Origin of the sequence: Mycolicibacterium houstonense (assembly GCF_900078665.2) — a bacterium.
Taxonomy (GTDB): Bacteria; Actinomycetota; Actinomycetes; order Mycobacteriales; family Mycobacteriaceae; genus Mycobacterium; species Mycobacterium houstonense.
The window spans coordinates 1-23,487 of the sequence record NZ_LT546207.1; the positions used below are offsets into that span (position 1 = coordinate 1).

Consider the following 23,487-nt stretch of genomic DNA (forward strand, 5'->3'; position numbering starts at 1 on the left):
GTGCAGTGGCTGGCCGACCACGAGGGAGCCGAGGTGACCTGGCTGCCGGTCGACGCCGACGGCGCCGTCGCGCCCGAAACGCTGCGCTCGGCCCTGGAGTCCGGCGACGGACCCGATGATGTCGCCCTGATCAGCATCATGTGGGCCAACAACGAAGTCGGCACGATCATGCCGATCGGCGAGCTGGCTGCGATCGCGGCCGAGTTCGAGATCCCGATGCACAGCGACGCGATCCAGGCTGTGGGCCAGATCCCGGTCGATTTCACCGCCACCGGGCTGGCCGCGATGAGCGTGGCCGCCCACAAGTTCGGCGGCCCGATGGGTGTCGGCGCGCTGGTCCTGCGTCGCGACACCGCCTGCGTTCCGCTGCTGCACGGAGGCGGCCAGGAACGCGATGTGCGTTCCGGGACACCCGATGTGGCCGGTGCGGTGGCGATGACCGCGGCCGCCGAGATAGCCATCGGTGGGCTTGCCGAGCACAGCCGCCGCATGCAGGCGTTGCGCGACCGGTTGATCGACGGGGTACTGGCCACGATCGACGACGCCTACCTGAACGGGCCGCGCGGCGCCGGACGGCTGCCCGCCAACACCCACTTCACATTCCGCGGCTGCGAAGGGGATTCGCTGCTCATGCTGCTCGATGCCAAGGGCATCGAATGCTCCACCGGCTCGGCCTGTACCGCGGGCGTGGCGCAGCCGTCGCACGTCCTGATCGCCATGGGTGCCGATCCGGCGACCGCCCGCGGTTCGCTGCGATTCTCGTTGGGGCACACCAGCACCGACGCCGATATCGACGCCGTGCTGGAGGTGCTGCCCGCGGCCGTCGAGCGGGCCCGGCAGGCCGCGCTGGCGAGTGCGGGGAGGTCGTTCTCATGAGAGTCCTGGTCGCGATGAGCGGCGGCGTGGATTCCTCGGTGGCCGCCGCGCGGATGGTCGACGCCGGCCATGACGTCGTCGGCGTGCACCTGGCGCTGTCGTCGGCGCCGGGGACCCTGCGCACCGGATCGCGGGGGTGTTGTTCCAAGGAAGACGCCGCCGATGCCCGCCGCGTCGCCGACATTCTCGACATCCCGTTCTACGTATGGGATTTCGCCGACCGGTTCAAGGACGACGTGATCGACGATTTCGTCGAGTCCTACGCCCGCGGCGAGACNGACGAACCGCTGGCGATGAACCTGATCGACGCGTGCGTGGGCGCGGTGGATTCCGAGGTGGCACTGCACAGCTGTGCACCCGACCTGCCGTGGAAGTCGTTGCTGCGCAGCACGGTTCATGCGGTGTCCGTGGACGTCTCGACGCTGGCGGCCGGGGATCTGGACGGCATCGGTGAGTTCGTCGACTCGGGGCGCACGGTGCTGCTCGGGGTGGTGCCGTCGACCACGCCGGAGGGCAGGCCGTCGGCCGAGGAGGTCGCGAAGGCGGCGGTGGCGCTGACCGATCGGCTGGGATTCGCCCGGGCCGTCTTGCGGGACCGGATCGGCGTCACGCCTTCGTGTGGGCTCGCCGGCGCGACGGTGCAATGGGCCCGCACCGCGGTGGAGCTGACGCAGAAGNGAAGCCGCAGATCCGGGCCGAGGCCGCCGAGCGCGGCCTGGCCGTCGCGGAAAAGCCGGACAGCCATGACATCTGCTTCATCCCGACCGGTGACACCCAGGCCTTCCTCGGGGCCCGCATCGGGGTTCGCCGCGGCAATGTGATCGACCATGAGGGCACGGTGCTCGCCGAACACGACGGCGTGCACGGCTTCACGATCGGTCAGCGCAAGGGGCTCGGAATCGCCGGACCGGGCGCCGACGGCCGGCCGCGCTACGTCACCGGGATCGACGCCGAGACGGGCACGGTGCGCGTGGGCGCCGCCGAGGACCTCGAGGTGCGGGAGCTGATCGGTGACAAGCCGGTGTTCACCGGTGGAACCGTGTTGCAGGGGCCGGTGGAGTGCCAGGTTCAGGTGCGCGCGCACGGCGGGATCACCGACGCGGTGGCCGAGCTGCGTGACGGCCGGCTCGCGGTGACCCTGCGGATACCGCTGCGCGGCGTGGCACCGGGCCAGACGATGGTGCTGTACCGGCCCGACGCCGCCGAGGGTGACGAGGTCATCGCCAGCGCGACCATCGCACGCGCGTGAGTGTCTTCGCAGCGGCAACCGGCATCGGATCCTGGCCGGGCACCGAGCCGCGGGTTGCCGCAGAGGTCGTCGTCGGCGAATTGCACACCCTGTCGCACCTGGTGGAGCTGCCGGCGCGGGGGCTCGGCAGCGATCTGATCGGCCGCGCCGGCGCGCTGCTGGTCGACATCGGCATCGACACGGTGCCGCGCGGGTACCGCATCGCCTCAGGCCGCAGCAGTGCGTTACGCCGGGCCGTGAGCCTGCTCGGTGAGGACATCGACGTGCTGGAAGAGGCCTGGGAGCGGGCCGGGCTGCGGGGTAGTGGGCGCGCCGTGAAGGTGCAGGCACCGGGTCCGATCACCTTGGCCGCCCAGCTGGAGCTGCCCAACGGACATCGGGCGATCACCGACCGTGGCGCGTTGCGTGACCTGGCGGCCTCGCTGGCCGAAGGCCTGGCCGTCCACCGCGCCGAGGTGGCCCGACGGTTGGAGACCCAGGTCGTGGTGCAGCTCGACGAGCCGTCGCTGCCTGCCGCGCTGGCCGGTCGGCTGTCCGGGGTGACCAGTTTCACCCCGGTGCATCCGGTGGACGAACCGCTGGCGATGAACCTGATCGACGCGTGCGTGGGCGCGGTGGATTCCGAGGTGGCACTGCACAGCTGTGCACCCGACCTGCCGTGGAAGTCGTTGCTGCGCAGCACGGTTCATGCGGTGTCCGTGGACGTCTCGACGCTGGCGGCCGGGGATCTGGACGGCATCGGTGAGTTCGTCGACTCGGGGCGCACGGTGCTGCTCGGGGTGGTGCCGTCGACCACGCCGGAGGGCAGGCCGTCGGCCGAGGAGGTCGCGAAGGCGGCGGTGGCGCTGACCGATCGGCTGGGATTCGCCCGGGCCGTCTTGCGGGACCGGATCGGCGTCACGCCTTCGTGTGGGCTCGCCGGCGCGACGGTGCAATGGGCCCGCACCGCGGTGGAGCTGACGCAGAAGGCCGCGGACGCGTTCGCCGAGGATCCCGACGCCATCTAAGACATCAGAGCAACCAAAAGGTTGCCTATTACGCTCTCGGCGCCTAGCCTGAAAGGCAACAGAAAGGTTGCATATGAGTACGGATCGGATCGAGAAGGAAGTTCTGCTCAAGGCTCCGCTGGAGCGGGTCTGGCGGGCGATCAGTGACTCCGAGGAGTTCGGCCGCTGGTTCGGGGTCCGCTTCGACGGGCCCTTCGTCGCCGGAGAATCGGTCAACGGCGTGATGACGCCCACCGAGGTCGACGAAGAGGTTGCCGCGATGCAGGAGCCATACGCCGGTGAAGCCGATGCCTGGCACATCGTGGCGGTCGAGCCGCCGCAGCGGCTGGCCTTCCGCTGGCACCCGTACGCCGTCGAACCGGAGTCCCGTGAGCCGGAGGCGCCCACCACCCTTGTGGAGTTCACGCTGGCCGAGGCTGAAGGCGGGGTACTGCTGCGCATCGTCGAATCCGGGTTCGACGCGATTCCCGCGGCCCGGCGCAAGTCGGCGTTCGACGCCAACAGCGAGGGTTGGGCCCACCAGGCCGAGATGGTCCGCAAGTACCTCGCGCTCAGCGAGTCGGTGTGACGACCGCCGTCGAGGAACGCGCACCGCTTTTCGATGCGCTCGGCGACCCCAACCGGTTGCGCATCGTCACCCGGCTCTGCGAGGGCGGCCCGTGTTCGACGGTCCAACTCACGCAGGTGATTCCGGTGACCAGGCAGGCTGCGACCAAGCATTTGCTGCTGTTGGAGGCGGTGGGCCTGGTGACCAGTGACCGCAAAGGGCGCGAACGCATCTGGCGGATCCAGCCGGAGCCGCTGGAGCAGGCCAGCGACTACCTGACCGCACTGTCGCGACGCTGGGACCGTGCCCTCGATCGGTTGCGTGCGTTCGTCGAGGAGTAAGCGGCCATCGTGAGCACGCCCACGTTGTCACGCCAGCGTGGCCGTCGGCGGCGAGCGTCACGCCAGCGTGACGAAGTGATCAGCGGTTGCGCAGTTCCCGGCGCAGTATCTTGCCGGCCGCGGACTTCGGCACCGCGTCGATGAACTCGACCTGGCGCACCTTCTTGTACGGCGCAACCTGGCCGGCGACGAACGTGATCACCTCGTCGCCGGTCAGCTCCGCGCCGGATTGCTTGACCACGAAGGCTTTCGGTACCTCTTCGCCGGATTCGCTGTCCTGCACCCCGATCACCGCGGCGTCGGCGACCCCGGGATGGGTCAGCAGCACGGCCTCCAGTTCGGCAGGAGGCACTTGGTAACCCTTGTACTTGATGAGCTCCTTGAGCCGGTCCACGATGTAGACACAGCCCGTTGCGTCGACCTTGGCCAGGTCGCCGGTGTGCAGGAAACCGTCGGAGTCGATGGTCTCGCGGGTGGCTTCCTCGTTGTTGAGATAGCCGGCCATCACGTTGGGCCCCTTGAACCACAGCTCACCGGTTTCGCTCAAACCTTCGGCCGGGATGCCGATCTCGGCGCCGGTATCGGGGTCGACCAGCTTGCTCTCCGCATTGGGCACCGTCCAGCCACACGAGTCCAGCGGCGCGACGCGGCCGAACAGGGCCAGGCCGCCGTCGGTCGGGGTGATGTGACTGACCGGGCTCAGTTCGCTCATGCCGTAGCCCTGAACAACGTTGCAGCCCAACCGGTTCGCCACCGCGTGCCCGAGCTCGGCGTCCAGTGACGCCGCGCCGGACATGATGCCCTTGAGCGAGGACAGATCGTAGGAATCGATGAGCGGGTGCTTGGCCAACGCCACGGCGACCGGCGGGGCGATGTAGGCGAACGTGCACTTGTGATTCTGGATGTTGCCGAGGAACTCGGCGAGGTCGAACGAGGGCATGATGATCAGCCGGGCCCGCGCGTGCAACGCGGCGTTGAGCAGCACCGTCATGCCGTAGATGTGGAAGAACGGCAGCACGGCCAACAGCCGGTCTTCGGCGGTCATGCCCTGCAACGGGCGGATCTGCGCGACATTGGCGGTCAGGTTGGCGTGAGTGAGCATGACGCCCTTGGGGTTTGCCGTGGTGCCCGAGCTGTACGGCAGCACCGCCAGATGGGTCGCCGGGTCGAAACTGACCTCGGGTGCCGGGCCCTCCGCGCCGATGCCCTGGGAGTCGGGGCCGTCGAGCACCACCACCTGGTCCTCCGCGAGGCCGGCCGCTGCCGCTCCCTCACGGGCCTGCGGCAACAGCGCACTGACGGTGACCAGTAGGCGGGCCTTCGAATCCTTGAGCTGCTTGGCGATGTCACGCGCGGTGAACAGGGCGTTGACGGTGGTGGCGGTGGCGCCCGCGCGCAGGATCCCGTGGAAGGCGATCGCGAAGCCCGAACTGTTGGGGGACAGCAGGCCCACCACGTCACCGACACCGATGCCGCGGGCCGCCAAGCCGCCGGCGAACGCGTCGATCCGGCGCACCAGTTCGCCGTAGGTCGTCTCGGTTCCCGAGACGGCGTCCACCATGGCCGTGCGCTCCGCGTCGGACGCTGACATGTCGGCGAAGAGGTAGTCGTAGACGCTGACGGTGGGCAGCGCCACGTCGGCGAATGGACTGGCGAAACTCATGGGCTGCTCCCGTTCAGTTCTCGTCGAGTTGTTTGATGAGCCGGCGTGATGCCGTCAGCCGGAACGAGGCGTCGATGAGTTCGCGCACCTCGTCCCAATCGACCTTGGCCGCAGTGAAGTCCAGGCCGAGCCAGCCGAAGGGCCCCATGTAGGCGGGGAAGAAGAAGCGGCTGTCCTGTTCGAGCGCCCGGCGGTCGCTGTCGTCGACCTTGATCAGCACCGAATGCGGATACGGCACCATCTCGCCGCGGCCCTCGGGCTTGACGTTGCCGCCGTACATGGCGAACATCTTCGGCACGCAGAACACCGGACGGCCCCAGGAGATCTTCTCGAAGGCCTCGGGAAATGCCAGGGCAATGGTGCGCAGCTCGGCCAGTCCCGGGTCGTGGTCGTCGAACATGATCGGGTGCGGCATCCCCCCAGATTAGTGGGAACGCCGGTCCCCGATTGCCGGTGGAGGCGAAGCGGCGGCCGATTTCCGGGGCGCCGGCCCGGATCGCGTTCTGCATCAGCATGATCCGCGGCCGGGGGAAATGCGGGTCCGGCGCCGTCCCCGGCACCCGGCCGACCGGCCCGTGTTCCGAGGTGTGGTGTCGGTCGGCTCGGCTAGCCTGCCAGAGTGAGCGAGAAGCCAACCGGAGATGCCGACGCCGTGCTGCCCGAACAGCCCGATGCCGACCTGCGGCGGCGCTGGCAGGAACTTGCCGACGAGGTCCGCGAACACCAGTTCCGCTACTACGTCCGGGACGCGCCGGTCATCTCCGACGCGGAGTTCGACACACTCCTGCGCGAGCTGCAGGCGCTCGAAGACGCCAATCCGGAGCTGCGCACTCCCGACTCGCCCACTCAACTGGTCGGCGGTGCCGGCTTTGCCACCGACTTCGCGCCCGCCGAGCATCTGGAACGGATGTTGTCGCTGGACAACGTGTTCGACTCCGACGAGCTGACCGCGTGGGCGGCCAGGATCAGGGGCGAGACCGGGGACGCCGCGCACTACCTGTGCGAGCTGAAGATCGATGGCGTCGCGCTTGCACTGGTCTACCGCAACGGTCGGCTGGTACGCGCCGCGACCCGCGGCGACGGGCGGGTCGGTGAGGACGTCACGCTCAATGCCCGCACCATCGAGGACATCCCCGAGCAGCTGACGCCGACTGACGAGTTCCCGGTGCCCGATGTGCTGGAGGTGCGCGGCGAGGTGTTCTTCCGGGTGGCCGACTTCGAAGATCTCAACGCCGGTCTGGTCGCCGAGGGCAAGCCGCCGTTCGCCAACCCCCGCAACAGCGCGGCAGGCTCGCTGCGGCAGAAGAACCCGGCGGTCACCGCCCGGCGCAAGCTGCGGATGATCTGCCACGGGCTCGGCCACATCGAAAGCGTCGGCGGCTTCCCGTTCACCTCCCTGCACGACGCGTACCGGGCTTTGGGGGCGTGGGGCCTGCCGGTGTCCGAACACACCACCAAGGTTTCCGGCGTCGCCGAGGTCGCCGAGCGGATCGCCTACTGGGGTGAGCACCGCCACGACGTCGAGCACGAGATCGACGGTCTGGTGGTCAAGGTCGACGAGGTGGCGCTGCAGCGCAGGCTCGGCTCGACCTCGCGCGCGCCGCGCTGGGCGGTCGCCTACAAATATCCGCCGGAAGAGGCCACCACGAAGCTGCTCGATGTCCGGGTGAGTGTCGGCCGCACGGGCCGCGTCACCCCGTTCGCCTACATGGAGCCGGTCAAGGTGGCCGGTTCGACCGTCGGCCTGGCCACCTTGCACAACGCCACCGAGGTGCAGCGCAAAGGCGTGTTGATCGGCGACACCGTGGTGATCCGCAAGGCCGGCGACGTCATCCCCGAGGTGCTCGGGCCCGTGGTCGACCTGCGTGACGGCTCCGAACGGCCGTTCGTCATGCCGACCAACTGCCCCGAGTGCGGCACCGCACTGGCCCCGGCCAAGGAAGGCGATGCCGACATCCGCTGCCCGAACACCCGCAGTTGCCCGGCGCAGTTGCGGGAGCGCGTGTTTCACGTCGCGGGGCGTGGTGCGTTCGACATCGAGGGGCTCGGCTACGAGGCGGCCACGGCGCTGCTGCAGGCCGGGGTGATCGCCGACGAGGGCGATCTGTTCACCCTGACCGCCGACCAGCTGCTGCGTACCGAGCTGTTCACCACCAAGGCCGGCGAGTTGTCGGCCAACGGCAAACGACTGCTCGCCAACCTGGACAAGGCCAAGGCCCAGCCGCTGTGGCGGGTGTTGGTGGCGTTGTCGATCCGCCATGTCGGCCCGACCGCGGCGCGGGCGCTGGCCACCGAGTTCGCCAGCCTGGACGCCATCGTCGAGGCCGGCGAGGAACGGCTCGCCGGTGTGGAGGGGGTGGGTCCGACCATCGCCGCCGCGGTGGTGGACTGGTTCACCGTCGACTGGCACCGCGCCATCGTGGACAAGTGGCGCGCCGCCGGGGTCCGGATGGCCGACGAGCGCGACGCCAGCATCGAGCGCACGCTGGAAGGGCTGTCGATCGTGGTGACCGGATCGCTGCCCGGGTTCTCCCGCGACCAGGCCAAGGAGGCCATCATCAGCCGCGGCGGCAAGGCCGCGAGCTCGGTCTCGAAGAAGACCGCCTACGTGGTGGCCGGTGATGCACCCGGGTCCAAGTACGACAAGGCGGTCGAGCTCGGCGTCCCGATCCTCGACGAGGACGGCTTCCGGGCCTTGCTCGCCGAAGGCCCGTCAACCCCGGACGAGCCGGCGCCGGACGAGAGCTAGGGGCGCCTCAGCGCAGGATCGTGGCGACGATCCCGGCCAGATAGCCCAGCCGCGCGACCTCCGACGGCCGGAAACCGGGCCCACCCGGACGCCCGAGCACCACGGCGGTGTCGTGGTCACCCAACGGGGCGGCGGCCAGGGTGGTGTCCATGTCGCGCCACACCGGCGGCACCCACTCCTCNGCATCCCGATTCTGGGCAAGACCAACATGGACGAATTCGCCATGGGTTCGTCGACGGAGAACTCGGCCTACGGCCCGACGCGTAACCCGTGGAACACCGAGCGGGTTCCCGGCGGATCGGGAGGCGGCAGCGCCGCGGCGCTGGCCGCCTACCAGGCCCCGTTGGCGATCGGCACCGACACCGGTGGCTCGATTCGCCAACCGGCCGCATTGACGGCCACCGTCGGCGTCAAACCGACCTACGGCACGGTGTCGCGCTACGGGCTGATCGCGTGCGCGTCCTCGCTGGACCAGGGCGGCCCCTGCGCCCGCACGGTGCTCGACACCGCACTGCTGCACCAGGTCATCGCCGGTCACGACCCGCGGGATTCGACCTCCGTCGACGCGCCGGTGCCCGATGTGGTCGGAGCCGCCCGCGCCGGTGCGGCGGGGGGTCTGAAGGGGGGGCTCTTATTTACATCTNGGACAAGTGGCGCGCCGCCGGGGTCCGGATGGCCGACGAGCGCGACGCCAGCATCGAGCGCACGCTGGAAGGGCTGTCGATCGTGGTGACCGGATCGCTGCCCGGGTTCTCCCGCGACCAGGCCAAGGAGGCCATCATCAGCCGCGGCGGCAAGGCCGCGAGCTCGGTCTCGAAGAAGACCGCCTACGTGGTGGCCGGTGATGCACCCGGGTCCAAGTACGACAAGGCGGTCGAGCTCGGCGTCCCGATCCTCGACGAGGACGGCTTCCGGGCCTTGCTCGCCGAAGGCCCGTCAACCCCGGACGAGCCGGCGCCGGACGAGAGCTAGGGGCGCCTCAGCGCAGGATCGTGGCGACGATCCCGGCCAGATAGCCCAGCCGCGCGACCTCCGACGGCCGGAAACCGGGCCCACCCGGACGCCCGAGCACCACGGCGGTGTCGTGGTCACCCAACGGGGCGGCGGCCAGGGTGGTGTCCATGTCGCGCCACACCGGCGGCACCCACTCCTCGGTACCGTCGAGTGCCACGGCCTGCTGCAAGGGCAGCCAGGGCGCCGATTGAGCCTGCGTCTCGGGCGCGCCATGACTCGCGGCGACGCGTTCCACGCCACTCCCGGCCGAGCGGACCACCGTGCACCAACCGACCCGCAGTACCCGCGGCGCCTCTTCCGCGAGCACCTGGAGCCGGTCGGCCCGGGAACGGGCGGCGGCGACATGGTCGATCAACTCGAGTTCGCGGTGCGCCTCGAGCAGCCCGGTGTGGGGCCGGATGCTGTCGACATAGACGCCGGACAGGTTCTCCGCAGCGGTGATCAAGCTGTCCGGCATGGCGCCCTGCGGCAGGTCGACGACCAGATCGTCGATCGCATAACCCGCTCCGCGCTCGACGACGTCGAGCGACAAGATGTCGGCACCGACCGAGCCGAGCGCCACGGCGAGCGAGCCGAGGCTGCCCGGTCGATCCTCTAGCTGGACCCGCAGGAGATACGAAGGCACGCGGATCACTGTTGCACAGGGCGCCCGGTGGGGCATGCCGGTGCACTGCCGGCGAGAGGACGATTTGGTGGCTTGACTAGGCTGCTTTGTCGTGTCGAAGATCTCCCGAGACGAGGTTGCCCATCTGGCGCGTCTGGCGCGCTTGGCGCTGACCGATGACGAACTGGACAGTTACGCCGGCCAGCTGGATGCCATCCTCGGCCACGTCAGCCAGATCCAGTCCGTCGACGTCACCGGTGTGGAGGCGACGGACAACCCGTTGAAGGATGTCAACGTCAGCCGACCCGACGTGGTCGAGCCCTGCCTGACGCAGGAGCAAGCGCTCGCCGCCGCGCCGCGCGCCGAAGACGGACGCTTCGCTGTGCCGCGGATTCTCGGAGAGGGTGAATGACGACCATGAGTGATCTGATCCGTCGCGATGCGGCGACCCTCGGTGCCCAGATCGCGGCCAAGGAAGTCTCCTCGACCGAGGTGACCCAGGCCCATCTGGACCAGATCGCGGCGACCGACGACCGCTTCAACGCCTTCCTGCACGTGGCCGCCGACTCCGCACTGGCCGACGCGGCCCGCATCGACGCCGCGGTGGCCGCGGGGGAGACGCTGCCCTCGCCGCTGGCCGGAGTTCCCTTGGCACTCAAGGACGTTTTCACCGCCACCGACATGCCGACCACCGCGGGGTCCAAGATCCTGGAGGGCTGGCGTGCCCCCTACGACGCGACGGTGACCACCCGCCTGCGGGCCGCGGGCATCCCGATTCTGGGCAAGACCAACATGGACGAATTCGCCATGGGTTCGTCGACGGAGAACTCGGCCTACGGCCCGACGCGTAACCCGTGGAACACCGAGCGGGTTCCCGGCGGATCGGGAGGCGGCAGCGCCGCGGCGCTGGCCGCCTACCAGGCCCCGTTGGCGATCGGCACCGACACCGGTGGCTCGATTCGCCAACCGGCCGCATTGACGGCCACCGTCGGCGTCAAACCGACCTACGGCACGGTGTCGCGCTACGGGCTGATCGCGTGCGCGTCCTCGCTGGACCAGGGCGGCCCCTGCGCCCGCACGGTGCTCGACACCGCACTGCTGCACCAGGTCATCGCCGGTCACGACCCGCGGGATTCGACCTCCGTCGACGCGCCGGTGCCCGATGTGGTCGGAGCCGCCCGCGCCGGTGCGGCGGGTGATCTGAAGGGTGTCCGGGTCGGCGTGGTCAAGCAGCTGCGCGGCGAGGGTTACCAGCCCGGTGTGCTGGAGTCCTTCAACGCCGCGGTCGCCCAGCTCACCGAGCTCGGCGCCGAGGTGACCGAGGTCGACTGCCCGCACTTCGACCATGCGATGGACGCTTACTACCTGATCCTGCCCTCGGAGGTGTCGAGCAACCTGGCCCGCTTCGACGCCATGCGGTTCGGCCTGCGCGTCGGGGACGACGGCACGCGCAGCGCCGAAGAGGTCATGGCGCTGACCCGCGCCGCCGGATTCGGCCCTGAGGTCAAGCGCCGCATCATGATCGGCACGTACGCGTTGTCGGCCGGCTATTACGACGCCTACTACAACCAGGCCCAGAAGGTGCGGACGCTGATCGCCCGCGACCTGGAGCAGGCCTACCAGAGCGTCGATGTATTGGTCACGCCGACTACTCCTACTACGGCCTTCGGCCTAGGGGAGAAGGTCGACGATCCGCTGGCCATGTACCTGTTCGACCTGTGCACGCTGCCGCTGAACCTGGCCGGGCACTGCGGGATGTCGGTGCCGTCGGGTCTTTCGCCCGACGACGGCCTGCCGGTCGGTCTGCAGATCATGGCGCCGGCCCTGGCCGACGATCGGCTGTACCGCGTCGGCGCGGCCTACGAGGCGGCCCGCGGCCCGTTGCCCAGCGCGTTGTAAGCAGCCCGCCGCTATGCCCGGCACGGTCGTGCCGGGCGGGGCAAGATGGTGCGCACGCGAGGAGCAAGAAAGGTTTCGAGCATGCGCATCGGAGTTCTCACCGGCGGCGGTGACTGTCCAGGGCTGAACGCGGTGATCCGGGCGGTGGTGCGTACCTGCGACCAGCGTTACGGGTCGTCGGTGGTCGGATTTCTCGACGGCTGGCGCGGCCTGCTGGAGGATCGCCGCATCCAGCTGGCCAACGACGACCGCAATGATCGGCTGCTGGCCAAGGGCGGCACCATGCTGGGCACCGCGCGGGTCAACCCGGACAAGCTGCGGGCCGGCCTGGAACAGATCAAGCAGACGCTCGAGGACAACGGGATCGACGTCCTGATCCCGATCGGCGGCGAGGGCACGCTGACGGCCGCGCACTGGTTGTCCGAGGAGAACGTTCCGGTGGTCGGGGTGCCCAAGACCATCGACAACGACATCGACTGCACCGACGTGACTTTCGGCCACGACACCGCCCTGCAGGTGGCGACCGAGGCCATCGACCGGTTGCACAGCACCGCCGAATCGCACCAGCGCGTGATGCTGGTCGAGGTGATGGGCAGGCATGCGGGCTGGATCGCGCTCAATGCCGGGCTGGCCTCGGGCGCGCACATGACGCTGATTCCCGAGCAGCCCTTCGATGTCGAGGAAGTGTGCCGGCTGGTCAAGAAGCGGTTCCAGCACGGGTCGTCACACTTCATCTGCGTGGTGGCCGAGGGTGCCAAGCCTGCCGAAGGCACCATGCAGCTGCGCCAGGGTGGTATGGACGAGTTCGGTCACGAGAAATTCACCGGCGTGGCACAGCAATTGGCGCTCGAGGTGGAGAAGCGGATCAAGAAGGATGTCCGGGTGACCGTGCTCGGGCACGTCCAGCGCGGCGGCACACCGACGGCCTACGACCGGGTGCTGGCCACCCGGTTCGGCGTGAACGCGGCCGATGCCGCGCATGCCGGCGAGTTCGGAATGATGGTGTCGCTGCAGGGGCAGGACATCGGCCGGGTGTCGCTGGCCGACGCGACCCGCCACCTCAAACTGGTACCGCAGTCCCGCTACGACGACGCCGCGGAGTTCTTCGGATAGCCGCCGTCAGGCACTCTTGAACGCCTCGCGGCGCAGCAGTTGCCACATCGAAGGGGTGCCGACCGTCGTGGAAACCGTGACGGTCGCGCGGGTCTCCGGTGATTCGGCCAGCCGCAGCAGGTAGTCGGCGAGGTCTGTGCGCGAGGTGAACGCACCCACCGGATCACGTCGGCCGGCAACGTATTCGGTGACCTCAGGCAGGTCGAACAGGCCGGACGGCCGCACGATCGTCCAGTCCAGGCCGCTGCCGGTGACGATGTCCTCCATCCGCCGCATGTCCGCGTACAGGGTCTTGCCGAAGATCTGGCTGATCACCGGTTGGACCAGGCGCAGGGCGAACGGGGTATCGGTGCGCCCGGGATAGTCGGCGATCGCGGTGGAACTCACGACGGCCAGTCGGTCGACACCGGCCTTGCGCATGGCCGCCACGATGTTGCCGACGCCGACCGAGTACGTGTCGACGGGTTCCATCGTGAATGTCACGCCCAGGGTGGACAGCACCGCGTCGGCGCCGTCGACGGCCGCGGTGACTGCGCCGGCATCGTGCACATCGGCGCGCGCGACCGTCAGCGCGGGGTGGGTCAGCGGGAACTGCTCGGGGTGCCGGGTGACTGCCACGACGGTGTGGCCGGCATCGAGTGCCCGACGGGTGAGCAGGCGTCCGGTGGCGCCGTTGGCTCCGAAGATGACGATTCGCATGTGGGCTCCGATCTAGTCACTGATAGTGATAATCACACTATGTGACAATCATCTGTAGTGCTAGTGTCCGCATGGTGGCTCAGGAACCGATCGGTGTCTCCGCGCTGGACCGGCGCATCCCATTCCTGCTGTCCCAGCTCGGCGCGTACGTGGCCGAGGGGTTCAGGGCCCGGCTGGAACCGCTCGGCCTGCATCCCCGGGCCACGGCGGTGCTGCTGGCCCTGGCCGGCGCCGACGGCCAGTCGCAACGTGAACTGTGTGAGCGCCTCGGTCTGCACCGCAACGTGATGGTGACGCTGATCGACGCGCTCGAAGCCGAAGGGCTGGTCGAGCGCCGGCCGCATCCCGCCGACCGGCGGGCGTTCGCGGTGTCACTGACCGAACGTGCGCGCAACCTGGTCCCGGCCCTGGATGCCGCCGGTCGCGCGCTGGAGGACGAGGTGACCGCATCGCTGACCGACGAGGAACGCGAGCTGCTGCGGCATACGCTGCGGCGACTGTCGGCGGCGGCCGGGCTGATCCCCGGCGTCCACCCCGGACTGGCCTGAATCACCACCCAACTAGGATCGACGGCATGTCTGTCGCAACCGCTGAACTCGTCGACTACGACGACGTCATCGCCGCCTACGAGCCCGTGATGGGTATGGAGGTGCACGTCGAGCTGTCCACGGCCACCAAGATGTTCTGCGGCTGCGCCAACCGGTTCGGCGCCGAGCCCAACACGCTGGTGTGCCCGGTGTGCCTGGGTCTGCCCGGTTCGCTGCCGGTGCTCAACGAAGCTGCCGTGGAGTCGGCGATCCGGATCGGGCTCGCGCTCAACTGTGACATCGCCCCGTGGGGCCGGTTCGCCAGGAAGAACTACTTCTATCCGGACCAGCCGAAGAACTACCAGATCTCGCAGTACGACGAGCCGATCGCGATCAACGGCTACCTCGACGTGCCGCTCGATGACGGCACCACCTGGCGGGTGGAGATCGAGCGCGCCCACATGGAAGAGGACACCGGCAAGCTCACCCACCTCGGCAGCGACACCGGCCGGATCGCGGGCGCGACGACGTCGCTGGCCGACTACAACCGGGCCGGGGTGCCGTTGATCGAGATCGTCACCAAACCGATCGAGGGCACCGGCGCCCGCGCCCCGGAAATCGCCCGCGCCTATGTCACCGCGCTGCGAGACCTGTTGCGCGGCCTGGGGGTATCCGATGTGCGGATGGACCAGGGGTCGATGCGGTGCGACTCGAACCTGTCGCTGAAGCCGATCGGGGCCGGCGAGTTCGGCACCCGGACCGAGACCAAGAACGTGAACTCGCTCAAGAGCGTCGAGGTGGCGGTTCGCTACGAAATGCGCCGTCAGGCCGCGGTTCTCAACTCAGGTGGCACCGTCACCCAGGAGACGCGCCACTTCCACGAGGACGGCTACACCTCGCCGGGCCGTAGCAAGGAGACCGCGCAGGACTACCGGTACTTCCCCGAGCCGGACCTCGAGCCGGTGGCTCCCAGCGCCGAGCTGGTCGAGCGCCTGCGCCAGACCATCCCCGAGCTGCCGTGGTTGGCGCGCAAGCGGATTCAGCAGGATTGGGGCATCTCCGACGAGGTGATGCGCGATCTGGTCAACGCCGGGGCGGTCGAGTTGGTGGCAGCCACCGTCTCGCACGGCGCGTCCAGCGAGGCCGCCCGCGCCTGGTGGGGCAACTTCCTGGTGCAGAAGGCCAACGAGTCCGAGATCGAGCTCGAGGCGCTGCCGATCACCCCGGCCCAGGTGGCCGCCGTGGTCAAGCTCGTCGACGAGGGCAAGCTGTCCAACAAGCTGGCCCGCCAGGTGGTCGAGGGAGTGCTGGCCGGTGAGGGCGAACCCGAGCAGGTGATGACCGACCGCGGCCTGGCGCTGGTGCGCGATGACTCGGTGATCCAGGCGGCCGTGGACGAAGCGCTCGCCGCGAATCCGGACGTGGCGGAGAAGATCCGGGGCGGCAAGGTTCAGGCGGCCGGCGCCATCGTCGGCGCGGTGATGAAGGCGACCAAGGGCTCGGCCGACGCGGCCCGCGTGCGTGAGTTGGTGCTGGCCGCGTGCGGTCAGGCCGGCTGACCGCCGGTCACTTGACCGAACCGGCGAGCATCGTCATCGCCGCCGTGGCGTACTGCTCGAGCCGCTCCCGCGGGTAACTCTCCGGATCGTGCACGGCGAGCCGGCCGAGCATCTCCGCGAACGACAGCAGGGTGTGGCCGAGCAGTTCGGGGTCCAGGTCCGAGAATCGGGAATCCACGGCGATACCGGCTTTCGCCATTTGCTCGACCTGCGTGAGGATCCGGTTGCGCGCGTTGCGGACCGCTGCCCGGTAATCCCGCGGAGCGCTGTCGGGCACCGTCAGGATGAGCCGCCAGCGCGTGGGGTTCTCCAACACGCAGCGCAGGAAGGCGGTGACGGTCGCGGTGTAGGCGTCCGCCGGGCCGGTGGCCGACAAATTGGTGGGCAGGCCCGCCAGCACCTGGGTCAGCGCCTTGTGGTGCTCGCGGATGAGCAGGGCGTTGACCAATTCGGTCCGGGTCCGGAACGCGGTGTACAGCACCGGCTTGCCGACGCCGCCGGCCTCGGCGACCGCCTCCATCCGCAACTCGTGCAAGGGGCAGTCGTTCAGCACGGTCAACGCTGCGTCGAGCAATTGCTGGCGCCGTTCTTCACGCGGTAGCCGCGGGGCGTATCTGCGGCGCTGGCGGTCAGGCACCCGGCCAATGGTACGTGATAGGCCAACCATTTCTAAGGGCACATCATGCTCGTTGTATTCATATCGCCATGTCGACGCGGCCGGATCCGGTCAGGTCGAGGGAGTCGATCTACAACGAAATCTCTTGTGCCTCAGGTCTTGTCGGCGTTGGTACGCGGGAAGCCGCCGCCCTGCGGGAAGAGTGGGAAGACCACGTCGTCGAAGACCTCGGCGTCTCCGGCGGTCCGGTTCACGGTGGCGCCCCAGACGTTCCCGTCGGGGGAGAGCTGCAACGCCCAGGCATGCCCGCGCACGTTCTCCCGGACCACCTCCGGATCACCGGTCACCGCTCCGGTGTCGGGTGCCTGCCGCACCGCGACGGTCTTCTTCGTGTTGACCAGGTTTACCAGCACCGTGCCCTCCTGGGCCGCGCAGCCGGCGACGCCCGGCCGGTCGGGCCAGGTCCACACGGTCGACACCTTCGAGTCCTTGGTGATCCGCTGCAGACGGTCGGCGGTCGGGGTGCGGTCGGTGACATACAGGGAACCGTCGGCCGGATCGACGCACATGCTGCCCGCGGCGCCCAGCCCGCTCAGCGCCGTGGTGATCGGCGCCTGATTGACCGTGGTGGGCTGTTCGATACGCAGGATCTTGCCGGCCAGGGATGCGGGATCGGCGGCCTGGGCCGGATTGCCGGCATCGCCGGTCTGCACCAGCAGAGTCGTCTTGCTGGTGAAGGTCAGCGACCCGGTATTGCCGGTGGCGCCCTTGGGAATGCCGGTGAGGATCGGTTTCGGCACGTCGCCGTCGGCGATGCGGATCACCCGGTTGTCCGTGGGGGTGCTGACGTAGGCGTACATCAGCCGGTCCTGGCCGTAGGTGGGGGACAACACGATGTCCATCAGCCCGCCGTCGCCGGACGGATCGACCGGGATCGTCAGCTTGACCTTCGGTTCGGCCTTCACCGACACCTCTTTGACCGCGCCGGTGAGTCGCTCGGCCACCAGTGCGGACTGGCTGTCGGGAAGCATGATCAGGCCACTGGTGCTGTCCAGGCAGCCCTGCATGACTCCCTGCGCCTTGCATTCCTTGGGGAACGGCTTGGCCGGCAGCGGTGGCGGCGGCGGTGGCGTGGTGGTCGGGCCCGGTTCCATCTTGGGCTCGGTCGTAAAGGGCTCGGACTGGGCCGCGTCGAACCGGGCGCAGCCCGAGCCGACCAGCATCGCGGCACACAGAACGGCGGCCACCCCCATCATCCGCCGGCGCGCTTTCATGCCCGCCAGATTACGGATCGCCCGGCAGTGCGCGCCACGTCGGGACCGCACGCCGTCCGGTGGCGGGCCGATACCAGGCGGAAGCGCCGGGGTAAATACCCGGTTCGAACCGGACTTGCACTTACCCTGGCAGCTGTGACCAGTCACCCGCAGGACCCACAAGCCTGGCAACGACCGGGTTACTCGGACGATTCCGCCAGGCCGGCCGGGGCCAGCCTGGTCGACCCGGAAGACGACCTGCCGTCGGAGACATACGGCGGTGACTTCGAGACCACCGCGATTCCGCGCTACGACTCCAACAAGCCCGGCGACCAATCGGCGTTCAGCCTGGTCTCCGACCCCGAGCCGCTGCCGTACGTGCAACCGGGCGGTCCCGCTCCGCTGGGGCCCTTCTCGGCGGAACCGGCCGAGATCGAGCGTGACGAGTTCGTCGACGACCGCGTCCGGGCCGCCGGACGGCGCGGCACCCAGGACCTCGGTCTGTTGATCCTGCGGGTGGCGCTCGGCGGGTTGATGATCATCCACGGCCTGCAGAAGGCGTTCGGCTGGTGGGGTGGCCCGGGACTGGACGGGTTCAACGCGTCACTGAACGACATGGGCTTCAAGTACGCCGACATCCTGACCTATGCGGCCACCGGTGGCCAGATCGCGGCCGGCGTGCTGCTGGTGCTCGGTTTGTTCACCCCCATCGCGGCGGCCGGTGCGCTGGCCTACCTCATCAACGGGGTGATGGCGACGGCGATGGAGGCGCACGAACAGGCCCGCCTCTCGGAGATCATCACCGACGGCACCGAATACCGGTTGATCGTCGTCGTGGCCGCGGCGGCCGTGATCCTGACCGGCCCGGGCCGCTACGGCTTCGACGCGGGTCGCGGCTGGGCCCGGCGCCCCTTCGTCGGATCGTTCGTGGCGCTGCTACTGGGCATCGCCGGTGGCATCGCCATCTGGGTTTTCCTCAACGGCGGCAACCCGCTGGGCTGAGCCGCGCGGACGCCTCAGGCGTACGGATTCGGCACCCGCCCGCCGCTCACCTCGGTGAGCAGCGGCAGTGTCGCGAACGTCACGGCCGGCAGCCGCAGATCGGTGCCGTCGCGCAGATCTGCGATCGCCCACGACGCCCGGTCGAACCGCAGCCCCAAGATGTCGTCCCACGACACCGTCTGGCTGCGCGACAGTGAGCGCGCCGTCACGGTCTGGGCGTCGGCGGTGGTCCGATACCGGAAGATGGCCGCCGACAACACAATCGGGATCACCAACAGCACCGCGAACCAAGTGGGGTTGCTCAGCACCAGGGTCAACAGACCGAGCGTCAGAAACCCGACGGCCAGGTGCGCCATGGGCGATATCCGGATGACGACAGGGGTGGTTGCCGAACGTGCGCTCACCTGTTCATCCTTGCACCACCTGCCGGACGGGCCCGCACGCGTCGTCCCGGTTGCCGGGTGCCAGGGCGGGCAATTTGACCTTTAACCTGTGCGGCAGCTACCGTCAAGTGCTATGCAGACCCCCGGAGTGCTCGTAGTAATTGGTTGGCGCGTTGATGCCGCGCTGGCCCTCTGCCGGGCATAGCCAACCGCATCGACGCGCCACCCTCGTACAGCTGCCGGCTGACGGGGGTTTTTTATTTGCCACAAGCACGCCGGAAACACTGCAAAACTGAAATTCCCGAAGAGGAACGAAGACCGTGAAGAGGACATCGTGAGCGCACCGACAACGCGACCGCCGGCCCGGTCCGCAACCGCGCCTGCCAATGGCGCAGCCAAGGCCAAGTCAGATCCGGGACAGCCCAACCGGGTTGCACCGCAGCAGCTCACCGGCGCGCAGGCCGTCGTCCGGTCACTGGAAGAGCTCGGCGTCGACGTTGTCTTCGGCATCCCCGGTGGGGCCGTGCTTCCGGTCTACGATCCCCTGTTCGACTCGCAGAAGCTGCGTCACGTGCTGGTCCGCCACGAGCAGGGCGCCGGCCACGCGGCCAGCGGCTACGCCCATGCCACCGGCAAGGTCGGCGTGATGATGGCGACGTCGGGCCCCGGCGCGACCAACCTGGTCACCCCGCTGGCCGACGCCCAGATGGACTCCATCCCGGTGGTGGCCATCACCGGGCAGGTGGGTCGCGGCCTGATCGGCACCGACGCCTTTCAGGAAGCCGACATCACCGGTATGACGATGCCGATCACCAAGCACAACTTCCTGGTGCGCAACGGGGACGACATCCCGCAGGTGATGGCCGAGGCGTTCTACATCGCCCGGTCCGGCCGTCCGGGCGCGGTCCTCGTCGACATCCCCAAGGACATCCTGCAGGGCCAGTGCACATTCGCCTGGCCGCCGCAGCTGGACCTGCCGGGCTACAAGCCCAACACCAAGCCGCACAGCCGTCAGGTTCGTGAGGCCGCCAAGCTGATCGCCGCGGCCCGCAAGCCGGTGCTCTACGTCGGTGGCGGTGTCATCCGTGGCGAGGCCAGTGCCGAACTGCGGGAGCTGGCCGAGCTGACCGGCATCCCGGTCGTCACGACCCTGATGGCCCGTGGCGCGTTCCCCGACAGCCACCCGCAGAACCTGGGCATGCCGGGCATGCACGGCACGGTGGCCGCGGTGGGGGCATTGCAGAAGAGTGATCTGCTGATCGCGCTCGGCACCCGCTTCGATGATCGCGTGACGGGTCAGCTGTCGTCATTTGCACCGGATGCCAAGGTGATCCACGCCGACATCGACCCGGCCGAGATCGGCAAGAACCGGCATGCCGACGTGCCGATCGTCGGTGACGTCAAGGCCGTGATCACCGATCTGATCGAGGTGCTGCGTCGCGACGGGACCGACAAGGCCGCACTGAGCCTGGACGGCTGGTGGGAGTACCTGTCGGGTCTCCAGGAGACCTACCCGCTGAGCTATGGCCCGCAGAGCGACGGCAGCCTCAGCCCCGAGTACGTCATCGAGAAGCTGGGCCAGCTCGCCGGACCCGAGGCGGTGTACGTGGCCGGCGTTGGCCAGCACCAGATGTGGGCCGCCCAGTTCGTCAAGTACGAGAACCCCAAGACCTGGCTGAACTCCGGTGGTCTCGGCACCATGGGCTTCGCCGTCCCGGCGGCCATGGGTGCCAAGTTCGCCCGGCCGGAGGCCGAGGTGTGGGCCATCGACGGTGACGGCTGCTTCCAGATGACCAATCAGGAGCTGGCCACCTGCGCCATCGAGGGTGCGCCCATCAAGGTGGCGTTGATCAACAACGGCAACCTCGGCATGGTGCGGCAGTGGCAGACGCTGTTCTACGAAGAGCGTTACAGCCAGACCGATCTGGCGACGCACTCCCGCCGGATCCCGGACTTCGTCAAGCTGGCCGAGGCGCTCGGGTGCGTCGGTCTGCGCTGCGAGCGGGCGGAGGACGTCGAAGACGTCATCAACCAGGCCCGGGCCATCAATGATCGCCCGGTCGTGATCGACTTCATCGTCGGCGCCGACGCCCAGGTGTGGCCGATGGTCGCCGCAGGTACCAGCAATGACGAGATCATGGCGGCCCGCGATATCCGGCCGCTGTTCGACGAGAACGACGACGAGGGGCATGCCTGATGAGCAACACCACCCCCACCCACACCCTGTCGGTGCTGGTCGAGGACAAGCCCGGCGTTCTGGCCCGGGTGGCCTCGCTGTTCTCCCGCCGCGGCTACAACATCCAGTCGCTGGCGGTCGGTGCCACCGAGCAGAAGCACATGTCGCGGATGACGATCGTGGTCAGCGTCGAGGACTCGCCGCTCGAGCAGATCACCAAGCAGCTCAACAAGCTGATCAACGTGATCAAGATCGTCGAGCAGGAGGAGGACAACTCCGTCTCCCGCGAACTCGCGCTGATCAAGGTGCGGGCCGACGCGAGCAACCGGGGTCAGGTCATCGAAGCGGTGAACCTGTTCCGCGCCAAGGTGGTTGACGTTTCGACCGAGTCGCTGACCATCGAGGCCACGGGCACCCCGGAGAAACTGGAGGCCCTGCTGCGGGTCCTGGAGCCGTACGGTATCCGCGAGATCGCGCAGTCCGGCATGGTGTCGGTCTCGCGCGGGCCGCGTGGTATCAGCGCAGTGAAGTAAGCACGTCAAGTAGCGTTAATCGGCTGTAGAGCTAGAAAGAGAAGGATAATTTCGCATGGCAGTTGAGATGTTTTACGACGCCGACGCGGACCTGTCGATCATCCAGGGTCGCAAGGTCGCCGTCATCGGCTACGGCAGCCAGGGGCACGCGCACTCGCTTTCGCTGCGCGACTCAGGCGTGCAGGTCAAGGTCGGCCTGAAGGAGGGCTCGAAGTCCCGCGTCAAGGTCGAGGAGCAGGGCCTTGAGGTCGACACCCCGGCCGAGGTCGCCAAGTGGGCCGACGTGATCATGGTGCTCGCGCCCGACACCGCGCAGGCCGAGATCTTCCGCAACGACATCGAGCCCAACCTCGAGGACGGCAACGCGCTGTTCTTCGGCCACGGTCTGAACATCCACTTCGGCCTGATCAAGGCCCCCGCCAACGTCACCGTCGGCATGGTCGCCCCCAAGGGCCCCGGCCACCTGGTGCGTCGCCAGTTCGTCGACGGCAAGGGCGTGCCCTGCCTGATCGCCATCGACCAGGACCCCAAGGGCGAGGGTCAGGCCCTGGCACTGTCCTACGCCGCCGCGATCGGTGGCGCCCGCGCCGGCGTCATCAAGACGACGTTCAAGGAAGAGACCGAGACCGACCTGTTCGGTGAGCAGGCCGTGCTGTGTGGTGGCACCGAGGAGCTGGTCAAGGCCGGCTTCGAGGTGATGGTCGAGGCGGGCTATGCCCCGGAGATGGCCTACTTCGAGGTGCTGCACGAGCTGAAGCTGATCGTCGACCTGATGTACGAGGGCGGCATCGCGCGCATGAACTACTCGGTGTCCGACACCGCGGAGTTCGGTGGCTACCTGTCGGGCCCGCGCGTCATCGACGCCGACACCAAGAAGCGCATGAAGGACATCCTGACCGACATCCAGGACGGCACCTTCGTCAAGCGCCTGGTCGCCAACGTCGAGGGTGGCAACAAGGAGCTCGAGGCGCTGCGCAAGGCCAACGCCGAGCACCCGATCGAGGTCACCGGCAAGAAGCTGCGCGACCTGATGAGCTGGGTCGACCGGCCGATCACCGAAACGGCCTGATTTTCGTCCTGACTGGCCAGTTATTGCACGCGAGCTTTGAAAAAGCGTGCAGTAACTGGCCTTTCGGCTTTCTAGGTGAACTTTCTAGATGATGCGGTAGCCGAGCGCGGCCAGCGTGCGGGACACGTTCCTGCCATCGGCGCTGCCGGGCAGCTTCTCGGTGCTGTCGAGCTGCAGCCCTTCACCGACGACGCCGTACAACTCGGTCGACACCGGGTCGTCGGGCTCTGGCGGTTCGATGCGGCCATCCGGGTAGATGCACTGCGCCCGCATGGCCCACAACTGTTGTGAGGCGGCGACCACGTGGTAGCCGTGCAACGGCGGGCTCACGTGATACAGCTCCATGTCGCCGACCGCGAACAACTTCATGACCGGATCGGTATGCGGTACAGAGCCAACCAAACGCGCGATGCCAGTGCTCACCGCACAAATCTAAGCGCCGGCGGAAGGGGTGCGGCGCGGCAGTTTTCGAGTCAGCTCAGCTGGCGCAGCCGATCGGCGCGGGTTCGCCGGCTTCCGCGGCGGCCTCGCAGGCTTCCCTGAACCAGGCGCCGCCGGCGTCACCGGTTGCGTACCCGCCGCCGGCCTCGCCGCGCGAGTATGCGCCG

The 23,487-nt window shown here is 68.6% G+C and carries 22 protein-coding genes and 4 pseudogenes; 17 read left to right on the plus strand and 9 right to left on the minus strand.

Annotation, left to right across the window (positions count from 1 at the left end):
- The 5 genes and pseudogenes from BN4332_RS00005 to BN4332_RS00035 all read left to right on the plus strand — a co-directional run.
- Positions 1 to 876 (plus strand): cysteine desulfurase family protein (locus BN4332_RS00005; RefSeq protein ID WP_066895859.1); only part of this gene is annotated, 876 nt, incomplete at its 5' end.
- Positions 873 to 2,125 (plus strand): annotated as a pseudogene (locus BN4332_RS34020) (tRNA methyl transferase PRC-barrel domain-containing protein). The gene BN4332_RS00005 and the pseudogene BN4332_RS34020, both read left to right, overlap by 4 nt.
- Positions 2,122 to 3,132, plus strand: a complete 1,011-nt coding sequence (locus tag BN4332_RS00025) for a uroporphyrinogen decarboxylase/cobalamine-independent methonine synthase family protein (protein WP_066895862.1) — start codon at positions 2,122 to 2,124, stop codon at positions 3,130 to 3,132. Before BN4332_RS34020 ends, BN4332_RS00025 begins: the two are co-directional and overlap by 4 nt.
- 73 nt (positions 3,133 to 3,205) lie before the next feature.
- Complete coding sequence (locus BN4332_RS00030) at positions 3,206 to 3,700, plus strand: SRPBCC family protein (protein ID WP_066895864.1); 495 nt, start codon at positions 3,206 to 3,208, stop codon at positions 3,698 to 3,700.
- Positions 3,697 to 4,020 carry an ArsR/SmtB family transcription factor gene (locus BN4332_RS00035; protein ID WP_066895866.1) on the plus strand — a complete coding sequence of 108 codons (324 nt, stop codon included), beginning with the start codon at positions 3,697 to 3,699 and terminating at the stop codon, positions 4,018 to 4,020. The genes BN4332_RS00030 and BN4332_RS00035 overlap by 4 nt, the downstream gene beginning before the upstream one ends.
- Positions 4,021 to 4,099: 79 nt before the next feature.
- On the opposite strand, the gene BN4332_RS00040 is transcribed toward BN4332_RS00035, so the two are convergent.
- Positions 4,100 to 5,683, minus strand: a complete 1,584-nt coding sequence (locus BN4332_RS00040) for a 4-coumarate--CoA ligase family protein (RefSeq protein ID WP_066895868.1) — start codon at positions 5,681 to 5,683, stop codon at positions 4,100 to 4,102.
- A 13-nt stretch (positions 5,684 to 5,696) separates the two neighbouring features.
- The gene (locus tag BN4332_RS00045) at positions 5,697 to 6,098 is read right to left on the minus strand and encodes an MmcQ/YjbR family DNA-binding protein (protein ID WP_066895870.1); all 402 of its coding nucleotides are present in this window, start codon (positions 6,096 to 6,098) and stop codon (positions 5,697 to 5,699) included.
- A gap of 204 nt (positions 6,099 to 6,302) precedes the next feature.
- On the opposite strand from BN4332_RS00045, the gene ligA reads away from it, so the two are divergent.
- Positions 6,303 to 8,432: an NAD-dependent DNA ligase LigA gene (gene ligA / locus BN4332_RS00050; RefSeq protein WP_066895873.1), complete on the plus strand. Its 2,130-nt coding sequence runs from the start codon at positions 6,303 to 6,305 to the stop codon at positions 8,430 to 8,432.
- Between the two features lie 7 nt (positions 8,433 to 8,439).
- Here the strand turns inward: ligA and BN4332_RS00055 are convergent.
- Positions 8,440 to 8,610, minus strand: a pseudogene (locus BN4332_RS00055) (amino acid-binding protein); the annotation flags it as partial.
- A 6-nt stretch (positions 8,611 to 8,616) separates the two neighbouring features.
- Between BN4332_RS00055 and BN4332_RS00060 the strand changes: the two are divergent.
- Both BN4332_RS00060 and BN4332_RS00065 read left to right on the plus strand, forming a co-directional pair.
- Positions 8,617 to 9,099 (plus strand): annotated as a pseudogene (locus BN4332_RS00060) (amidase family protein); the annotation flags it as partial.
- Positions 9,072 to 9,404: pseudogene (locus BN4332_RS00065) on the plus strand (BRCT domain-containing protein); the annotation flags it as partial. The pseudogenes BN4332_RS00060 and BN4332_RS00065, both read left to right, overlap by 28 nt.
- Positions 9,405 to 9,411: 7 nt before the next feature.
- On the opposite strand, the gene BN4332_RS00070 reads toward BN4332_RS00065, so the two are convergent.
- A complete protein-coding gene (locus BN4332_RS00070; protein WP_200820239.1) occupies positions 9,412 to 10,080 on the minus strand; it encodes an ACT domain-containing protein in 669 nt (222 codons plus the stop codon).
- 82 nt (positions 10,081 to 10,162) lie between these two features.
- Between BN4332_RS00070 and gatC the strand changes: the two genes are divergently transcribed.
- The 3 genes from gatC (at position 10,163) to BN4332_RS00085 (ending at position 13,062) form a co-directional block, all read left to right on the plus strand.
- Complete coding sequence (gene gatC / locus BN4332_RS00075; RefSeq protein WP_066895883.1) at positions 10,163 to 10,462, plus strand: Asp-tRNA(Asn)/Glu-tRNA(Gln) amidotransferase subunit GatC; 300 nt, start codon at positions 10,163 to 10,165, stop codon at positions 10,460 to 10,462.
- Between the two features lie 5 nt (positions 10,463 to 10,467).
- The gene (gene gatA / locus BN4332_RS00080; protein WP_066895915.1) at positions 10,468 to 11,949 is read left to right on the plus strand and encodes an Asp-tRNA(Asn)/Glu-tRNA(Gln) amidotransferase subunit GatA; all 1,482 of its coding nucleotides are present in this window, start codon (positions 10,468 to 10,470) and stop codon (positions 11,947 to 11,949) included.
- An 81-nt stretch (positions 11,950 to 12,030) separates the two neighbouring features.
- Positions 12,031 to 13,062, plus strand: a complete 1,032-nt coding sequence (locus BN4332_RS00085) for an ATP-dependent 6-phosphofructokinase (protein WP_066895886.1) — start codon at positions 12,031 to 12,033, stop codon at positions 13,060 to 13,062.
- A gap of 6 nt (positions 13,063 to 13,068) precedes the next feature.
- Here BN4332_RS00085 and BN4332_RS00090 read toward each other — a convergent pair whose 3' ends face one another.
- The gene (locus BN4332_RS00090; protein WP_066895889.1) at positions 13,069 to 13,761 is read right to left on the minus strand and encodes an NAD(P)-dependent oxidoreductase; all 693 of its coding nucleotides are present in this window, start codon (positions 13,759 to 13,761) and stop codon (positions 13,069 to 13,071) included.
- 71 nt (positions 13,762 to 13,832) lie between these two features.
- Here BN4332_RS00090 and BN4332_RS00095 point away from each other — a divergent pair, with 71 nt between their 5' ends.
- Both BN4332_RS00095 and gatB read left to right on the plus strand, forming a co-directional pair.
- Positions 13,833 to 14,309, plus strand: coding sequence for a MarR family winged helix-turn-helix transcriptional regulator (locus BN4332_RS00095; protein ID WP_066895893.1), 477 nt, complete (start codon positions 13,833 to 13,835; stop codon positions 14,307 to 14,309).
- 26 nt (positions 14,310 to 14,335) lie between these two features.
- The gene (gene gatB, locus BN4332_RS00100) at positions 14,336 to 15,847 is read left to right on the plus strand and encodes an Asp-tRNA(Asn)/Glu-tRNA(Gln) amidotransferase subunit GatB (RefSeq protein ID WP_066895895.1); all 1,512 of its coding nucleotides are present in this window, start codon (positions 14,336 to 14,338) and stop codon (positions 15,845 to 15,847) included.
- Positions 15,848 to 15,854: 7 nt separating this feature from the next.
- On the opposite strand, the gene BN4332_RS00105 is transcribed toward gatB, so the two are convergent.
- Complete coding sequence (locus BN4332_RS00105; protein WP_066895897.1) at positions 15,855 to 16,514, minus strand: TetR/AcrR family transcriptional regulator; 660 nt, start codon at positions 16,512 to 16,514, stop codon at positions 15,855 to 15,857.
- Between the two features lie 101 nt (positions 16,515 to 16,615).
- The gene (locus BN4332_RS00110) at positions 16,616 to 17,737 is read right to left on the minus strand and encodes a PQQ-dependent sugar dehydrogenase (RefSeq protein ID WP_200820240.1); all 1,122 of its coding nucleotides are present in this window, start codon (positions 17,735 to 17,737) and stop codon (positions 16,616 to 16,618) included.
- Between the two features lie 135 nt (positions 17,738 to 17,872).
- Here BN4332_RS00110 and BN4332_RS00115 point away from each other — a divergent pair, with 135 nt between their 5' ends.
- Positions 17,873 to 18,718, plus strand: coding sequence for a DoxX family protein (locus BN4332_RS00115; RefSeq protein ID WP_066895901.1), 846 nt, complete (start codon positions 17,873 to 17,875; stop codon positions 18,716 to 18,718).
- A 14-nt stretch (positions 18,719 to 18,732) separates the two neighbouring features.
- Here the strand turns inward: BN4332_RS00115 and BN4332_RS00120 are convergent, their stop codons facing one another.
- Positions 18,733 to 19,074 carry a PH domain-containing protein gene (locus tag BN4332_RS00120; protein ID WP_066895903.1) on the minus strand — a complete coding sequence of 114 codons (342 nt, stop codon included), beginning with the start codon at positions 19,072 to 19,074 and terminating at the stop codon, positions 18,733 to 18,735.
- A gap of 361 nt (positions 19,075 to 19,435) precedes the next feature.
- Between BN4332_RS00120 and BN4332_RS00125 the strand changes: the two genes are divergently transcribed.
- From BN4332_RS00125 to ilvC, 3 genes are read left to right on the plus strand one after another with little or no spacing between them, the layout of a single operon-like run.
- Complete coding sequence (locus tag BN4332_RS00125) at positions 19,436 to 21,298, plus strand: acetolactate synthase large subunit (RefSeq protein ID WP_066895905.1); 1,863 nt, start codon at positions 19,436 to 19,438, stop codon at positions 21,296 to 21,298.
- The gene (gene ilvN, locus BN4332_RS00130; RefSeq protein WP_066895907.1) at positions 21,298 to 21,810 is read left to right on the plus strand and encodes an acetolactate synthase small subunit; all 513 of its coding nucleotides are present in this window, start codon (positions 21,298 to 21,300) and stop codon (positions 21,808 to 21,810) included. The genes BN4332_RS00125 and ilvN overlap by 1 nt, the downstream gene beginning before the upstream one ends.
- 55 nt (positions 21,811 to 21,865) lie before the next feature.
- Positions 21,866 to 22,879 carry a ketol-acid reductoisomerase gene (ilvC, locus tag BN4332_RS00135; RefSeq protein WP_036388291.1) on the plus strand — a complete coding sequence of 338 codons (1,014 nt, stop codon included), beginning with the start codon at positions 21,866 to 21,868 and terminating at the stop codon, positions 22,877 to 22,879.
- Between the two features lie 84 nt (positions 22,880 to 22,963).
- On the opposite strand, the gene BN4332_RS00140 is transcribed toward ilvC, so the two are convergent.
- Positions 22,964 to 23,248, minus strand: a complete 285-nt coding sequence (locus BN4332_RS00140; RefSeq protein ID WP_235653980.1) for a hypothetical protein — start codon at positions 23,246 to 23,248, stop codon at positions 22,964 to 22,966.
- Positions 23,249 to 23,487 lie beyond the last annotated feature (239 nt).

Bases quoted from the DNA above. Each gene is read 5' to 3' on its own strand.
- BN4332_RS00030 (WP_066895864.1), top strand. From the start codon at position 3,206: ATGAGTACGGATCGGATCGAGAAGGAAGTTCTGCTCAAGGCTCCGCTG.
- BN4332_RS00105 (WP_066895897.1), bottom strand. From the start codon at position 16,514: ATGGTTGGCCTATCACGTACCATTGGCCGGGTGCCTGACCGCCAGCGC.
- BN4332_RS00045 (WP_066895870.1), bottom strand. From the start codon at position 6,098: ATGCCGCACCCGATCATGTTCGACGACCACGACCCGGGACTGGCCGAG.
- ilvC (WP_036388291.1), top strand. From the start codon at position 21,866: ATGGCAGTTGAGATGTTTTACGACGCCGACGCGGACCTGTCGATCATC.
- BN4332_RS00120 (WP_066895903.1), bottom strand. From the start codon at position 19,074: ATGGCGCACCTGGCCGTCGGGTTTCTGACGCTCGGTCTGTTGACCCTG.
- BN4332_RS00090 (WP_066895889.1), bottom strand. From the start codon at position 13,761: ATGCGAATCGTCATCTTCGGAGCCAACGGCGCCACCGGACGCCTGCTC.
- BN4332_RS00040 (WP_066895868.1), bottom strand. From the start codon at position 5,683: ATGAGTTTCGCCAGTCCATTCGCCGACGTGGCGCTGCCCACCGTCAGC.
- ilvN (WP_066895907.1), top strand. From the start codon at position 21,298: ATGAGCAACACCACCCCCACCCACACCCTGTCGGTGCTGGTCGAGGAC.
- BN4332_RS00085 (WP_066895886.1), top strand. From the start codon at position 12,031: ATGCGCATCGGAGTTCTCACCGGCGGCGGTGACTGTCCAGGGCTGAAC.
- BN4332_RS00140 (WP_235653980.1), bottom strand. From the start codon at position 23,248: ATGAAGTTGTTCGCGGTCGGCGACATGGAGCTGTATCACGTGAGCCCG.
- BN4332_RS00095 (WP_066895893.1), top strand. From the start codon at position 13,833: ATGGTGGCTCAGGAACCGATCGGTGTCTCCGCGCTGGACCGGCGCATC.
- BN4332_RS00110 (WP_200820240.1), bottom strand. From the start codon at position 17,737: ATGAAAGCGCGCCGGCGGATGATGGGGGTGGCCGCCGTTCTGTGTGCC.
- gatA (WP_066895915.1), top strand. From the start codon at position 10,468: ATGAGTGATCTGATCCGTCGCGATGCGGCGACCCTCGGTGCCCAGATC.
- gatB (WP_066895895.1), top strand. From the start codon at position 14,336: ATGTCTGTCGCAACCGCTGAACTCGTCGACTACGACGACGTCATCGCC.